This window comes from Actinosynnema mirum DSM 43827 (genome assembly GCF_000023245.1).
Taxonomy (GTDB): Bacteria; Actinomycetota; Actinomycetes; order Mycobacteriales; family Pseudonocardiaceae; genus Actinosynnema; species Actinosynnema mirum.
In genome coordinates this window covers 3164160-3178833 of sequence record NC_013093.1, presented here as the reverse complement: position 1 = coordinate 3178833, position 14674 = coordinate 3164160, and the positions used below count along the sequence as shown (strand labels likewise).

At 71.6% G+C, this 14674-nt stretch carries 9 protein-coding genes; 4 read left to right on the top strand and 5 right to left on the bottom strand.

Features of this window, described 5'->3' with window-relative positions; translation table 11 throughout:
• Positions 1 to 64: 64 nt before the first annotated feature.
• Positions 65 to 1234, top strand: a complete 1170-nt coding sequence (locus tag AMIR_RS13805; protein ID WP_015801580.1) for a sensor histidine kinase — start codon at positions 65 to 67, stop codon at positions 1232 to 1234.
• The gene (locus AMIR_RS13800) at positions 1222 to 1866 is read left to right on the top strand and encodes a response regulator (RefSeq protein ID WP_015801579.1); all 645 of its coding nucleotides are present in this window, start codon (positions 1222 to 1224) and stop codon (positions 1864 to 1866) included. Before AMIR_RS13805 ends, AMIR_RS13800 begins: the two co-directional genes overlap by 13 nt.
• 60 nt (positions 1867 to 1926) lie before the next feature.
• Here the strand turns inward: AMIR_RS13800 and AMIR_RS13795 are convergent, their stop codons facing one another.
• The 3 genes from AMIR_RS13795 to AMIR_RS13785 are packed head-to-tail and all read right to left on the bottom strand — an operon-like array spanning position 1927 to position 4963.
• Positions 1927 to 3138, bottom strand: coding sequence for a metal-dependent hydrolase family protein (locus AMIR_RS13795; RefSeq protein WP_015801578.1), 1212 nt, complete (start codon positions 3136 to 3138; stop codon positions 1927 to 1929).
• On the bottom strand, positions 3135 to 3569 hold the full coding sequence (locus AMIR_RS13790; protein WP_015801577.1) for a GAF domain-containing protein: 435 nt from the start codon (positions 3567 to 3569) through the stop codon (positions 3135 to 3137). The genes AMIR_RS13795 and AMIR_RS13790 overlap by 4 nt, the downstream gene beginning before the upstream one ends.
• A complete protein-coding gene (locus AMIR_RS13785; protein ID WP_015801576.1) occupies positions 3566 to 4963 on the bottom strand; it encodes an MFS transporter in 1398 nt (465 codons plus the stop codon). The genes AMIR_RS13790 and AMIR_RS13785 overlap by 4 nt, the downstream gene beginning before the upstream one ends.
• 138 nt (positions 4964 to 5101) lie before the next feature.
• On the opposite strand from AMIR_RS13785, the gene AMIR_RS13780 reads away from it, so the two are divergent.
• Both AMIR_RS13780 and AMIR_RS13775 read left to right on the top strand, forming a co-directional pair.
• Positions 5102 to 6007: a MurR/RpiR family transcriptional regulator gene (locus tag AMIR_RS13780; protein ID WP_015801575.1), complete on the top strand. Its 906-nt coding sequence runs from the start codon at positions 5102 to 5104 to the stop codon at positions 6005 to 6007.
• A gap of 100 nt (positions 6008 to 6107) precedes the next feature.
• The gene (locus tag AMIR_RS13775) at positions 6108 to 6392 is read left to right on the top strand and encodes a hypothetical protein (protein WP_015801574.1); all 285 of its coding nucleotides are present in this window, start codon (positions 6108 to 6110) and stop codon (positions 6390 to 6392) included.
• 12 nt (positions 6393 to 6404) lie between these two features.
• Here AMIR_RS13775 and AMIR_RS13770 read toward each other — a convergent pair whose 3' ends face one another.
• The gene (locus AMIR_RS13770; RefSeq protein ID WP_015801573.1) at positions 6405 to 6872 is read right to left on the bottom strand and encodes a hypothetical protein; all 468 of its coding nucleotides are present in this window, start codon (positions 6870 to 6872) and stop codon (positions 6405 to 6407) included.
• A gap of 77 nt (positions 6873 to 6949) precedes the next feature.
• Positions 6950 to 14293, bottom strand: a complete 7344-nt coding sequence (locus tag AMIR_RS41805) for a LamG-like jellyroll fold domain-containing protein (RefSeq protein WP_015801572.1) — start codon at positions 14291 to 14293, stop codon at positions 6950 to 6952.
• Positions 14294 to 14674: the final 381 nt, after the last annotated feature.

Sequence of the window (14674 nt, the reverse complement as noted above, 5' to 3'; positions counted from 1 at the left end):
GCGGCTCCCGAACGATCCACCCAGGGTGACAGTTCCTGATGGTGCCAGCTATACCCTTGCCGCCATGATGCGGCGGTGGCTGCGGTGGCGGGACGCCGCGCACTACCTGGGGGTCGGGGCGCTGCGCGGGTTCGGCTCGCTCTGGCTGTTCGCGGCGTTGATGCTGGTCGGGGCCTCGGCTGCGGTCGGGGTCGGCTGGTTGCTCGCGCCGAGGGCGCGGGCGGCGCTGCGCGGCTGGGCCGGGCGGGAGCGCGCGCGGGTCGAGGCCAGGACCGGGCGGGCCGTGCCGGAGGGGCCGCTGCCGAGGGCCGCGTGCTGGTTGGCGCTCGACGGGACGGCGGGGCTGATCACCTCCGCGTTCGGGGCGGTGCTGCCGCTGGCCGCGCTCAACAGCCTGCTGGTCCCCGCCTACTGGTGGGTGGCGCCCGCGGACGACCCGGTGGGCGCGCCGTGGCCGGTGACCTCGTGGGGGTGGGCGGCGACGATGCCGCTGGCCGCCGCGCTGTACCTGGGGCTGGCGTGGGCGCTGCTCCCGTGGCTGGCGGACCGGCACGCGCGGGTGGCGCGGTGGCTGCTCGCGCCCGGCAAGCGGGTCGCGCTGTCGCGGCGGGTGGCGGAGCTGACCGCGAGCCGCGCCGAGGCGCTCGAAGCGCACGGGGCGGAGCTGCGGCGGATCGAGCGGGACCTGCACGACAGCACGCAGAACCGCCTGGTGGCGGTGGTGATGCACCTGGGCATCGCGGAGCGGGCGCTGCGCCGGGACCCGGATTCCGCGCTGCCGCTGGTGCTGCGGGCGCGGGACGCGGCCGGGGACGCGCTGTCCGGGCTGCGGGGCGTGGTGCGGCAGATCTACCCGCCGGTGCTGGCCGAGCAGGGGCTGGACGGGGCGGTCGCGGGGCTCGTGGCGGACTGCGGGGTGCCGTGCACGCTGACGACCGAGGGCGTGGGGCGGGCGCCCGCGGCGGTGGAGTCGGCGGCGTACTTCGTGATCGCCGAGGCGTTGACCAACATCGGCAAGCACAGCGGGGCGGAGCGGGCGAGCGTGCGGATGGCCAAGGCGGACAAGCTGGTGATCGAGATCGGGGACGACGGGCGTGGCGGCGCGGCCGAGGGCGGCGGGTCGGGCCTGGCGGGCATCCGGCGGCGGGTCGGGGCGTTCGACGGGACGACGACGGTGAGCAGCCCGGTCGGCGGGCCGACGCTGGTGCGGGTGGAGCTGCCGTGCGCGTCGTGATCGCGGAGGACGACGCGCTGCTGCGGCAGGGCTTGGTGCTGCTGCTGGAGAGCGAGGGGCTGACCGTCGAGGCGGCGGTGGACGACGGGGACGACCTGGTGGCCGCCGTGGTGGAGCACCGGCCGGACGTGGCGGTGGTGGACGTGCGGCTGCCGCCGGGGTTCACCGACGAGGGGCTGCGGGCGGCGGCCCGTGCGCGGGAGCTGGTGCCGGGGTTGCCGGTGCTGGTGCTGTCGGCGCACGTCGCGGACTCGTCGGCGCAGGAGCTGCTGGCCGGGGGCGCGCGGGGCGTCGGGTACCTGCTCAAGGAGCGGGTCGGGCGGGTGGAGGAGTTCCTGGACGCGCTGCGGCGGGTCGCGGACGGCGGGACCGTGCTGGACCCGGAGGTGGTGACGCAGCTGCTGGTGCGGCGGCGGGTGGACGACCCGGTGCGGTCGCTGACCGCGCGGGAGCGGGAGGTGCTGTCGCTGATGGCGGAGGGGCACGGGAACGGGCGGATCGCGGAGCTGCTGGTGGTGAGCGAGACGGCGGTGAGCAAGCACATCCGGTCGATCTTCGGCAAGCTCGGGCTGCACCCGGACGACTCGGGGCACCGGCGGGTGCTGGCGGTGCTGGCCTACCTGCGGTCGTGAGCGGGCGGCGGGGGCGCTCGTGCGGGACGTCGTCCCTGGGGCGCCCCCGCCGGTTTTCCCTTATCCCACCCGGACTTCGCCGTCCTGGACGACCCAGCGGATCGCGGACGGCCCGGTCAGCGCGGTGATGTCCTCGACCGGGTCGCGCTCCAGCACGACGAGGTCCGCGCGGGCGCCGACGGCCAGGGTGCCGATCTCGCCGACCTCGCCGAGGAGCTCGGCGGCGGAGCTGGTGGCGGCGCGCAGGACGTCCAGCGCGTCCTGGACCTCCCGGCGCAGCAGGAACTCCCGGCTCTGGTGGCGCTGCATCCCGCCGAGCAGGTCGCTGCCGTAGACCAGGCGGACGCCGCCGCGCGCGGCCAGGTCCAGTCCGGCGAGACCGGCGGTGAGCACGTCGTCGACCTTGCGGACGCTGGCCTCGGGCAGGCCGAACCGCGCGCCCTCCTCCTTGAGCGCCCAGTAGGTGACCAGCGTGGGCACCAGGAAGGCGTTGTGCGCCAGGAAGAGCTCGACGCTGCTCGCGTCGAGCAGGTTGCCGTGCTCGACGGAGCGGACCCCGGCCTCCAGGGCCCGGTTGATGGCGCGGGCGGTGTAGGCGTGGGCGGCGACGTAGCGGTTGGCGGCCTCGGCCTCCTCCACCACGGCGCGCAGCTCGTCCATCGAGTACTGGGTCGAGTCGACCCGGTCGGTGGGCGAGCTGACGCCGCCGCCCGCCATGACCTTGAGGTGGTGGGCGCCCTTGCGCAGCTCGTCGCGGGCGGCGGTGCGGACCGCGTCCACGCCGTCCGCGACGCGGCCCAGGCCCGCGCAGCACTGGTGCGAGTCGTGCACGGCGACGCCGGGGGTGCGCACGTCGCCGTGGCCGCCGGTCTGGCTCAGCGCCTTGCCGCAGAAGTGCAGTCGGGGTCCGCGCACCAGGCCGTCGAGCTGGGCCTTGGCCAGGCCCCAGTCGGCGCCGGAGGCGTCGCGGACGGTGGTGAAGCCCCGGTCGAGCATCTCCCCCATGGCGCGGATGCTCTGCGCGGTGACGTAGGACGGGGACAGGGCGGGCAGGGCGCCGAGGTCGGCGGTGGAGGCGGTGACGTGGACGTGCGCGTCGATCAGGCCGGGGATGACGACGGCGCCGCGCGCGTCGAGCACGCGGGTGCCGTCCGGGGCCGGAAGTCGTTGCCCCACTTCGGTGATGCGGCCCTCGGCGACGCGCAGGTCGGCCTCGACGCGCTCGCCGGTGGCGGGTTCGAGCAGGACGGCGTCGCGCAGCAGCAGGCTCATCGGGCCTCCTCCAGGGCGGCGCGCAGCCCGGGGACGGCGAGCGGGGCCAGTTCTTGTGCCGCCGCAACGGTTTCCCCGGTGTACGCGCCTTCGGCGTCGAGCAGGTTGAGCACGCCGAGCACGCGGTCGCCGTCCAGGACCGGCACGTTCACGATGGTCCCGCAGCCCAGGGACTCGATCAGGTCGTGGTCGGCGAAGATCTCGCGCACGGCGGCCCGGTCCGGTCCGAAGTACGGCTCGGCGTGGGTGATGCAGCGGTCGATCCAGCCCGCGGCGACCTCGACGGTCTTCTCGCCGCCGACCGGGTACTGCTCGGGGTGGCTGCTGTGGACGCGGCGCAGCGCCTTGCGCTCGGGGATCCAGGCCAGCACGGTGAACAGCCGCACGCCGACCTCCTCGCGGACCCGCTGCTCCAGGTTCTCCAGGCTCACTTGGCCATCTCCTTCGCGGTGTCGGCGGGTCCGCCCCGCTCGGTCAGGTCTTCCAGGGATCGTCCCGCCGTGGACAGGCCGAACACCACCACGCACACCACGCCGACCACCAGCACCGCCGTGGTGAGGCCGAAGACGCCCGCGAAGCCGAGGCTGGCGGCGGACAGGCCGATGATGGTGGGCGCGAGGATGCTGCCGATGCGGCCGAACGCGCTGGACAGGCCGGTGCCGGTGGCGCGGACCCAGGTCGGGAACACCTCGGGGGTGTAGGAGTAGACGCCCGCGTAGGTGCCGTTGAGGAAGAACGACAGCACCGCGCCCGCGAGGGTGATCGTCAGCGGGGTCTCGGTCTGGGACAGCCAGAACGCGCTGACCGCCGAGCCCGCGAGGTAGAGGGCGATGGTGTTCTTGCGGTCCAGGCGCTCGGTGAGCCAGGCGGCGGAGAAGTAGCCGGGGATCTGCGCCAGGTAGATGATGATCGAGAACTCGAAGCTCTTGGTAACCGTGATGCCGCGCTGGACCAGCAGGGTCGGGATCCAGGAGAAGAAGCCGTAGTAGGAGAAGGTGATCACGAACCAGATCAGCCAGATCACCGCGGTGCGCTTGGCCATCGCCGGGCTCCACAGGAACTTCAGCGCGCTGAGCAGCGTGACCTTGGGGGTGTCGGCGACCGGTCCGGTGGCGGTGGCGCTCTCCTCGACCGGCGGGAGCGGCTGGCGGGTGGCCTTCTCGACGCGGGCCTCCAGGTCGGCGACGACCTTCTCGGCCTCGGCGGTCTTGCCCTGCTGGAGCAGGAAGCGCGGGGACTCCGGGAGCGAGCGCCGCCACCAGAGCAGCATCACGATCGGCAGGGCGGTGATGAGCTGGGCGATGCGCCAGCCGTCCTCGGAGGCGGGGACGACGAACCGGCCGATCAGGGCGGCCATGACGAAGCCGAACGAGAAGAACCCGGCGAGCGCGCCGACGAACCAGCCGCGCCGCTTGGCGGGGACGAACTCGGACAGGAACGGGGCGATGATCGCGCTCTCCGCGCCCGCGCCCGCGCCGGCCAGGACCCGCGCGCCGAGGAAGACCTCGTAGTTGGGCGAGAAGGCGGCGACCACGGAGAACACCGCGTAGAAGGCCAGGGCGTACATCATGACCTTCTTGCGGCCGATGCGGTCGCCGAGCAGGCCCGCGATGGCCGCGCCGAACAGGAAGCCGAACGGGGTGGCCGAGCCGATCAGGCCGAGGTGCCCGTTGTCCAGGCCCCACACCTGCTGGACGCTGGGCAGCAGGAAGGCCACGACGGCGGAGTCCATGCCGTCGAAGGTGTAGCCGAGACCGCCGATGAGCAGCAGGCCGTAGTGGGGACGGCTCAGCGGCAGGCGGTCCAAACGGGCCAACAGGGACATGCGAACCCTCCGCGGGTGCTGGTCCAGCCGGATGTTGGCAGGCAACGTATAGTGCAGATTCAGCCATTTGCAATAGTTGTTGCAGATTCACCGTGTTACGGGATTGTCGCGGTGGTCCACGTGCTGGGACCGCGTACGGTGTCGAGCGTGTCGACCGGGACCCCTTCCAGCACCGACAGCTTCGACGAGTGGTTGCGCGGGCGCGTGCCGGAGCGGGGGTTGCGGCCCAAGGCGGCGGCGGTGCTGGAGCTGCTGCTGTCGCAGCCCAGGCGCGCGTCGTTCGGGTCGACGGCCGAGCTGGCGCAGCTCGCCGGGGTGAACGTGGCGACGGTGACCAGGACCGCGCAGGCCCTCGGGTACGCCGGGTGGCCTGCGTTGCAGCAGGAGATCCGGGCGCGGTACCTGTCGTCGCTGAGCGCGCCGCAGGTCGCGGCCGAGCACCTGGACTCGGGGCCGCCGGGGTCGGGGTCGCCGGGGTCGGCGTCGCTGCGGCGGGACCTGGACGGGTTGGCGCTGCTGCACCGCAGGCTCGACGAGGGCGTGCTCGGGGTGGTGGCGCGGGCGATCGCGGGGGCGCGGCGGACGCTGGTGATCGCGGCGGGGAGCTACGCGGCGGTGGGGACGGCGCTGGCGCACAACGCGCGGCTGGCCGGGTACGACGTGGTGGCGGTGTCGGGCGGGGACGCGGAGCTGGCGAACGCGGTGGCGGCCGTGGACGAGCGGGACGTGCTGATCGCGGTGAGCTTCTGGCGGCTGTACGAGAGCACCGTGCTGGCGGCGAACGAGGCGCGGTCGCGGGGGGCGCGGGTGTTCGCGGTGACGGACGCGGCCAGCCCGGCGCTGTCCTCGGCGGCGGAGGAGGTGCTGCTGGTCCCGGCGGAGGGGGTGGCGTTCTTCCCGTCGCTGACGTCGGGGGTGGCGGTGGCGCAGGCGGTGGTGGCGCAGCTGGCGGCGATCGACCCGGAGCGGACGGCGGCGTCGATAGAGACCGCGGAGGGGATGTGGTCGCGGTTCGGGTTGCTGCACCGGAGGGTTGGCGGGTGATTCTCTTCCCGGTGACGAGCGGCGCTCCGTTTCATGAGGCCGATTCGATACCGCCCGGCCAGCGGTTCCGAAAGGGGCAACCGGTCACGACGATGGGGTGATGACCGGAGCGGAGCACTACACCAGGGCGCAGGACTGCCTCACCGAGGCGGACGAGACCAGCGACGCCGCCGTGCGTGGGGAACTGCTGACGCGGGCGCAGGCGCACGCCACGCTGGCACTGGCGGCGGCAACGGCGCTGGGCTCGGAGTCGCAGGGCGGACAGCGGGACACGGCGGGACACCCGGCGATGGCGAACCGGGACCTGAAGCAGTGGAAAGCGGCGGCGGCGGTGCCGGAACGGCGGACGGAGCCGGAGGCGGGCACGGCCACCACCGCCGGGTGAAGGGCGGGCGGGTCAGCCCTCGGGCTTGTCCACCTCATCCGGGACGGCGCGACCGGCAAAGACGTGGTCGTGCACTGCCTTGGCCTGCGCGATCACTTTCGGGTTCTCCTCGCCGAAGGTGATTTGGCGCAGCATGAACAGCAGTTCGACGTTCTCCTCGTCCAGCCACAGGCGTGGGAAGCTGACCGGGAGCACGAAACCGACGTGGATCTTCACCACGTCCACGTCTCGGATGTCCGCCACCGGAATCCGTTTGGTCCGCCACTCGGTGCGCAGCCCCACCACGCCCTCCTCCAGCACCACGTGCTGACGCAGGCCCAGCACGACCATGAGAACGGCGAAGGCGGCGAACAGGAAGAAGAGAAAAGCCGCCCAGTAATCGTCGTAGACGATGCAGACAGCGGCGACAAAGGCCATGACGAGGGCGATACAGAACAAGCCCGACGTGGCGATCCAGCGGAATGGGCTTTGGAGAATCACGGGATCAACCTACTCAGTTCAGGTCCGGGACAGGGCGGGGTGGTGCGCACGAGAGGTTCGTGCGCACCACCCTCTGGTCAGAACGCGCAGGCAACTCGCCGAGCGGTTTGCTTCGCGACGCAGAAAGCAGCCTTGACGACCCCTGGGTCGACGACCGTGCTGATGACGTTGACAGCCACCATCTGCTTTTGGGCGTAGGTGTTCTTGTTCACCGGGCGGTTCGCCTTCTGCAGCGCCTTGGGCGTGTTGGAGACTCCAGCGCGAAGCCCTGTCCCACCGACCTTGGTGGCGAGCCCCACGGGAACCGTGAACAAGCCGAACGTGCCCACTGTGAGCACCAGGTCGGCCGCGTTCGCCTTGAGCGACTTGCGGAAGCCCTGTTCAGCGATGCGCTGCTGGGCATTGACCGCGTAGGCTCCTGCAGTGAAAATACCGCAGGCCAGCAGGCCCGTGAGCATGCAGCCCACGGCGGCGCCAGCACTGGCGATGGTGCCTCGGTTCTTCATGACGAAGCTGCCCACCTTCCCCCAGTCCGGCCAGTTGCCGTCCAGGTCGAGCTGGTTGACCGGGTCGCCGTTGGCGTAGTCGTAATCGTTGGCGCTGCCACCGTCCACCGGGTCGATCGACAGGAACCGCCCCAGCAGCGGGCTGTACGGCCGTGCGCCCATCTGGACCAGCGACAGCGCCCCCGCGTGCTCGTACGGCCGCTGGTGCTGGCCGAGCCACCCGTAGTCGACCCCGTCCGGCAGGTTGTCCGGGACGGCGTCAGCGTCGGGCGTGCCGTTGGGCTTGAGCGGTTCGCCGAACGGACTGTAGAAGGGCAGTTCGCCGACCTGCTCGCCCTTCGCGTCCGTGGTGAGCACCAGGTCGCCGCGCACGCTCGGGTGATCGTAGGTGGTGCCGTCACCGCGCAGGGTGAGCAGCGCGCCACCGGGCAGCGACACCGTCCTGGACACGACCTGGCCTGCCGCGTCCAGGATCACGTCCGCGGTGTCCCCGTCAGCGGTGTGGCCGTAGCTGTTGCCCCTGCTCTTGCCGCCGACGACCTCGACGCGCTCCACGATGCGGCCCTGCGCGTCACGCCGGTAGGTCACCTCGGCGGGATCCACGCCTTCCGAGCGGGCCGAGGTGTTGCGGCCCTCGGAGTCCCACTCCAGGTGGGTGGTCGAGCCGCCCGAGGTGAAGCGGGTGGTGTTGCCGCTCTCGTCGTAGCGGATATCCGTCACCTGGGTGTCCCCCACCACGGCGACGAGCCGGTCCGCGCTGTCGTAGCAGTAGCCGGTCTCGGTGGTGCCGGACGCGGTGCGGTCCACCAAGCGGACCCGGTTGGTGTTGCGACCAGCGTTGCCGACCGTCCCCTCGGGACACCCCTGGGGTACGGGGGAGGTGAAGTCGTAGCTGTAGTGGTGGCCTGGGACGTAGGCCTCCACGAGCCTGCCCGCCGCGTCGTACGAGTAGTTCGGACCGTCGGGGCGGGCGTCCACCCCGCCCAGCGACTCGTCCACGACCATGCCGGACTTCGACCTGGTCACCGAGGAGACCACGTCGCGGCCGTCCGAGGTGCGCCACGCCAGCGACGTGACCCGCCCGGACGCGTCCTGTCCGAGCGAGCGGAGCGCGGAACCATTGCCGTAGGTGACACCGGACAGCTCACCGGCGCTGTCGTAGGTGGCGGTGGCCACCAGCTCTCCGCCGACGCGGAGAGTGAGCACACGACCTGCGTCGTCGTAGGTCGTCTCGGTCGCGGGCAGGTCACCGGCCTGGCCAGGCGCCTTCGTGGTCTCTCGGACCACCCGGCCACCGAGGTCCAGCTCCGGGATGGTGGTCAGGCCGTGGACGTCGGTGTAGGAGGCGATCCGGCCCAGCAGGTCGACCCTGGTGGTGATGGTCCCCGCGGAGTCGGACACCGAGGTCGCCAGCGGGTCGCCGCCGACGGCGTAGTCGTAGGACACCACGCGGGCCGGCGTGGAGCCGCTCGCCGGGTGCGCGATCTTCGTCATCCGCCCCCGGCTGTCGTACGCGGTGCAGGTCCAGCCACCAGGCGCGGCCTCGGCGACCACCCGGCCGCGCAGGTCGTAGACCCGCTCGTCGACCCGGCCGGACACCCCGCCCGAGGTCTTGCTCAACCCGGACTGGACAACCGGCTCAGCCCCCGGCTGACAGGGATTGGGCCTGGTCTCGGTGTTGCCGTAGTAGGTGTGGGCCATCGGCGTGCCGCTGGGCAGCGTGCGGGTGGTCCGGCGCAGCAGGCCGTCGCCGGGCTTCTCGTACCCGGTGCCGTTGACCAGGTTCAGGCCTGCGGGGTCCAGCGCCGTGGAGGTGACCAGGCCGTACGCCGGGTCGTGCCCCTCCCCGGTGTAGGACGTGGTGGTCCTGCGGTCGGGCCTGCTGTCCGAGTCGGCGGTCGTGGTCGAGGTGGTCAGGCCGTAGTCGGGGGTGAGGACGTCGGCGGGCACGGTGGTGGCCGTCTCGCCGTCACGCTTCCACAGCACGGCGGCCGCGCCGGTTTCCCTGGTCAGGTTGCCGGTGAGCGCGCGCTGCGAGTACTCGACCCGAACGCGGTGACTGCCCTGGGACAGGGTGCTCTTGGTCTTGGGCGTGTTCACCGCGCCCGCCGCGCCGCTATGCCCGGCAACCTCCTTCTCGGTGAGCGCCCGGTCGTACACCGCGACCTCGTCGAGGAGGGCATCGGTGGTGGCGCCGCCCGGCCGGTTGCCGATGGTCAGCGGGACGGCATTGACCTTGGCCGGAACCGCGAGCTTGGCGCCGCCGGACTTCTTCCCGTTGAGGTAGAAGGTGATCTGGTTGTCGGCGCCGCGCGTGACGACGGCGTGGTTCCACTGGTTCAGCGACACGGAGTCGTCGGACACCGTCCGCCGGATGCCGGGTGTCGCGCCGATCTGCCGGAACTCCAGCTTGCCCTCGGGGGTGATGGTGAACTCGTAGGGCATCGCCTTGTCGTCGCCGCCGTTCCAGCGGCTGATGATGTCCTGCCAGCCGCCCTTGGCGTCGTTCGGGCGCGGTTTGACCCACGCCTCCAGGGTGAGCGCGCCCTCCAGGTCGAACGGCGCGGGCGCGACCTGCGCCTGGCCACCGTGGAAGTCCACCGACGTGCTCTGGTCGTCCGGGAGCGCTCCGGCCTGCCACTGCTTGGCGGAACCGGAGTAGGTCCCGTCGCGGCCGTGCCCTGAGGAGTCCCGCATGGTGGTGGTGTTCTCCCCCAGCCGCCAGTAGCCGAGGGGGCCGCTGGCGAGGACCTGGGAGGAGTAGGTGCGGTCGAGGACGAGGTTGTCGTCGACGTAGACGCGCAGGCCGTCCGAGGGATCGTCCTCGGTGGTGGAGAACTCGTAGGAGCCTGCGGTCCGCACGTCCAGCGCGCCGGTCAGGCGGCCGGAGAGCGCCGAGGTGAAGTCGACGTCGGTGACGGGCGCGGAGGCCCGCCAGTCGGTGTTCACCGGGGAGGTGCTGTAGGCGGTGGCGTCACCGGAGAACGAGGGGTTGTTCCACCAGGTGGCGCCCAGGCCGGTGAAGCCCTCGTCGTAGCCGGTCCGGCTGGTGGGGATCTTGTCGCAGCCCTCAGGGGCCGGGGCCAGCGGACGGCGGTCGCCGCCGAAGCAGCGGGCGGGCGCCGGGCCGTAGGACTCGGTGGGGTTGCCCTTGGCGTCGTAGACGGTGGTGGACTTGCGGCCCGCCGAGTCGGTGACCGAGAGCTGCTTGTCGTCCTCGGCCCACTCGTGGCGCTTGGTGCGCCCGGAGCCGTCGGTGTCGGTCAGGGTGCGGCCGCCGAGGTCTCGGGTGACCTTCCTCGCGAAACCGGGACCGGTGGCCATGCCGACGATGGCGACCTCGGTCGAGTCGGAGCCGTAGGAGTAGGTGTGCTGGACGCGCCGCGTGGGGTTCTGCTCGAAGCCGGTCGGTTCCGGCGAGGAGAGCTTGGCAGCGCGCCTGCTGGTCGGCCCGTCGTAGTCGACGCGGTAGTTCGGCGCGTACGAGTCGCGCTTCAGGGAGTCGGCGACGATCCACTCGATCGCCAGCGGGGTGCGCAGCTGGTCGAGCAGGTGGTGCTCGTTGAACCCGAAGTCGTGGTACTCGCCGCCGGGGTTCTGGAAGCGGCCCAGCCTTCCGTTGAGGTAGAACAGGTTGCTGGTGGCGCCGTCGGGCATCTTGACCGCGCACAGGAAGCCCGGCGGGGTCGGGTGGTAGCCGCCAGGGGGCGCGCACGCCTGGTCACCGGCGTAGTGCAGGGTGATCGCGCGGCCCGACACCGGGTCGGTGATCTTCGTCAGCCTGGGGACGGGACTGGTCAGGTCGGACTGGGTCCACTCCAGGCGCGCCGCTGCGGGCTTTCGGGCGTCGGCGGGCGAGGTGACCGCCTCCAGTTGGCCCGAGGCGCCGAACACGTGGGTGGAGCCATCGGTGTCGATGAGGGTGAGCTTGCCGCCCTCGTCGCGGGACAGTGTGCCGTACTCCCCCGCGGGCGGTCGGTACCCGCCGTCGGAGGTCTTGCTGTACGCGTGTGAGGCACCGGTGCTGTCGGTGATCGTGACGCCGGACTCGGTCAGACTCGCCTTGGTGTAGCCGTTGCCCACCGCGGCCACGTCGGCGGACAGAGTCCAACCGGATGGCAGCGCGGACGCGGTGGGGGTGAACCAGGAGGCGGGCACCGGGACGGCCTGGCCGTCGCCGTGCCGGGCCCAGAGCGCGATGTCGGCGGGGCCGGAGAACTCGCGGTACTCGATTCGGACGGGGTAGGCGACGCCCGCGCTGAGCTGCTTGGCGACCGCGCCGTCGAACTTGGCGGGACCGCCGCAAGTGCAGTTGTCGGTCCACTGGTCGAAGACCTTGTCGTCGCCGATCCACACGCGCAGACCGTCGTCGTACTGACCGCCGAGGGCGTAGGAGCCCGAGGTGGGCACCTTCAGGAAGCCCTGCCAGCGGATGCGGAAGCCGTCCCTCCCCACGACCGGATCGTACGGGGACTGGTCGCCCCAGTTGAACGACACCTGCGGGTCGGTGCGCACCAGCACGGGCTCCTCGGTGTCGAGGATGCCGGTTCGGGAGTCACCGGTGAAGTAGGAGCCGACCAGACCGGACTCCTCGACCAGCAGTGAGTTGTAGGCCAGGTTCAGGCCGACCTCGCCTCCGACGGTGCTCATCCTCGGCGTGGAGAGGCCCGTGCTGAGGTTGCCGTTGGCGAGGTTGATGCTCAACGGGCCGGTGGTGTCCGTGGCCACGACGGACTGGGAGCCGACCCGCATGTCCAGGCGCAGTTGGCGGGCGGCGGCGTACTGGGACCAGGAGTCCTGGTCACGGTCGCGGCTGCGCACGGTCCAGGTGTAGCCGACGCCGTCCTTGAGGACGCCGTTCGGCACGGTCCACTCGGGCTTGTCGATCCAGCCGGACTTGGCGACGAGGCCGGTGCGGCCGTCCTTGCCGGTGGCGATGCTGAACTCGTACTGGACGACGTCACCGGCGTCCGGGTCGGTCACCGCCCCGGCGCCGAGCACCGGCTGCTTGGTGGAGACCACGGCTCGGTCGACGGGCTTGTTCTGCGGAGGCACCGGCGGGGTCTGGTTGATCGGGGTGAAGTTCCAGACCGACGAGTACACCCACGAACCGGAGGGCATGTGGTCGTCGCGCACGCGGGCCTGCCAGAAGTACTTCTGGTTCCAGCGCAACGATTCCTTCGGCGGCTGCCAGCCGGCTTCGCCCTGGCCCGGCTGGATCTCCGCCTGACCTGACGCGAAGTAGGTGTCCATGACGTTCGTCTCGGTGGAGACGAAGTACTGGACGATGCGCTTGTCGTTGTTGGCGTCATCGCTCTTGACGCGCAGCTGCACCTCCCGACTGTGGGGGGTGCAGTCGGTGCAGCCGAGGTTCGCGGGCTGGGTGGGGTGGTCGTTGTAGCTGATGATCACGGCCGAGGCGCCGCCGCTGGGGCCCGCCTCGGCTGCGGCCATCTTCTTCCAGCCGTTCTGCCCCTCGGTGGTGTCGACCGCGATGCCGCGGTAGTTGCCGCCGCCGCCCGCCCACCAGGCGACCCAGTCGGTGATGTCGATCGTGGTGGGCTTGCCGCCGACGCCGGTGGAGTTCTTCGTGGCGGCGCCGAGGCAGGGCTGGTTGTTCCAGGTGATCGAGGTGCGGCCCCAGTCGCAAGCCACGTCCCGGATGCGCACGTTGGTCGGGGTGGCCAGGTGCGAGTTCACCCAGTAGGCGTTCCACGTGGCGTTCACGATCTGCTTGCCCCACACGTGCGGCAGGAAGTCGTAGAACGCGTAGGTGCGGTTCTCCCCCGCGCCGGGCCAGTAGCCGACCTTGTTGACGTAGCCGAGGCCGCTTTCCCAGTCCACGTCGTAGTTCGTGTCCTTGAAGGCATCGGAGACATAAGCGTCAAAGGCCGCGTACAGGGTGTGCAGGCCGGGATCGACCTTGATCGGGAACTTGCGCTCGGGGGCGTCGACCCAGGCGCGGTCGGCGACGAGCACGACCTTCCAGGTGTCGCCCGCGCGTTCGAGCCGCTGGGTCACCGGGCCGGTGCGCCACTCCGCGGAGCGCTCGTCACGCACGTCGTCCCACATCTTGGGGGCGGCCACGACGAACTTCACGGCGCCGTCGGCGTCCTTGACCAGGATCGCGCCGTCGCTCTGCTGCTCGGGGGTGTGGCCGGGCGGGACGTCCAGGGTGAAGTGCCACTCGACCTCCTCGACAGCGCGGTGCAGCACGAACACGTGCTTCGCACCGGAGGCCATCGAGTACAGCTCCAGGTCGACGCCGGGCTGGACGTCGCGGTAGGTGGCGATCTGGCCGTCGATCTCGGCAGCCCGGTCGGCGAGGCCCTCGAACTCCAGCGAGGCGCGCTGGCCGCCCTCCGGGGTGGTCACGGAGATGGCGGCGTCGCCGTCGGTGCGCTCGGGCAGGCTGACCTGGGCTGCGGCCTGCTTGGGCTTGATGCGGCCGCCTTCGCTCTCCAACGTGAGGTCGACGGGCACGAGCGCGCCGTCGCCGTCCTCGGGAACGTTGACCACGTCCTGGTAGAGCTTGGCGGCCTTGGTGCCGTCGGGGTTGGCGTAGATGTCGGTGGTGGGCTTGCGCTCCACCAGTTTCGACTCGCCCTCGACGTAGCCGACCTGCTCGCCCGCGGCCTTGCGGGCGGGCGCGTCGGGGTCGGCGATCCGGGGGGCGGCCTGCTCCAACTGCCCGTAGTCGCCCGCAGGCCACTCGGGGGTGACGGCGTCACCGGGGTGGCTGGGAAGCGGTGGGAGGTCTTCGGCCTTGCCCGGTTGGAGCTGGGCCTGGACCGGGGCCTGCTGGGCGTTGGCCGTCGGTTGGACGAGGGCGGCACCGAGGATGACGGCGGTGCCCAGTGCGATGGATCTGCGGAAGAAGGGGTGGTGGAACCAGGGTGTTGATCTGCGATGCACGACTGCGCTCCCTGCCGGACGCACCGCGAAACCTCGTGAGCCTCGCGTTAAGTTGATCAGAGCGGGCACAGCTTGCGTGCGCTGCGGAGTCAGGTCAACACGCTGAGCGCGCAAGTGATCGGGCGCACCTGGAGTTGGTTGCCAGGGGCGCGAAAAGAGCAAGGAAGATCACTTGCGGATGCGGTGACCGGCGCAGAGGCGGTGGAGCGGGCGGGGAGCGGCTGGCCGAGCGATCAGCTCCCGGGAGTGCGCTCGGGCCGGGTGGCGCTTGCGCGGATGTGGACGCGGAGCGCTTCCGCTTGGGCCGGGACCTCCGGGGTCGTGGCGGTGCAGGTGGGGCGAGAAGCAGGCGGAGGGGCCTGTGACCGCTGTCGGTCAGGT

Bases quoted from the DNA above. Each gene is read 5' to 3' on its own strand.
- AMIR_RS13775 (WP_015801574.1), top strand. From the start codon at position 6,108: ATGACCGGAGCGGAGCACTACACCAGGGCGCAGGACTGCCTCACCGAG.
- AMIR_RS13805 (WP_015801580.1), top strand. From the start codon at position 65: ATGATGCGGCGGTGGCTGCGGTGGCGGGACGCCGCGCACTACCTGGGG.
- AMIR_RS13785 (WP_015801576.1), bottom strand. From the start codon at position 4,963: ATGTCCCTGTTGGCCCGTTTGGACCGCCTGCCGCTGAGCCGTCCCCAC.
- AMIR_RS13795 (WP_015801578.1), bottom strand. From the start codon at position 3,138: ATGAGCCTGCTGCTGCGCGACGCCGTCCTGCTCGAACCCGCCACCGGC.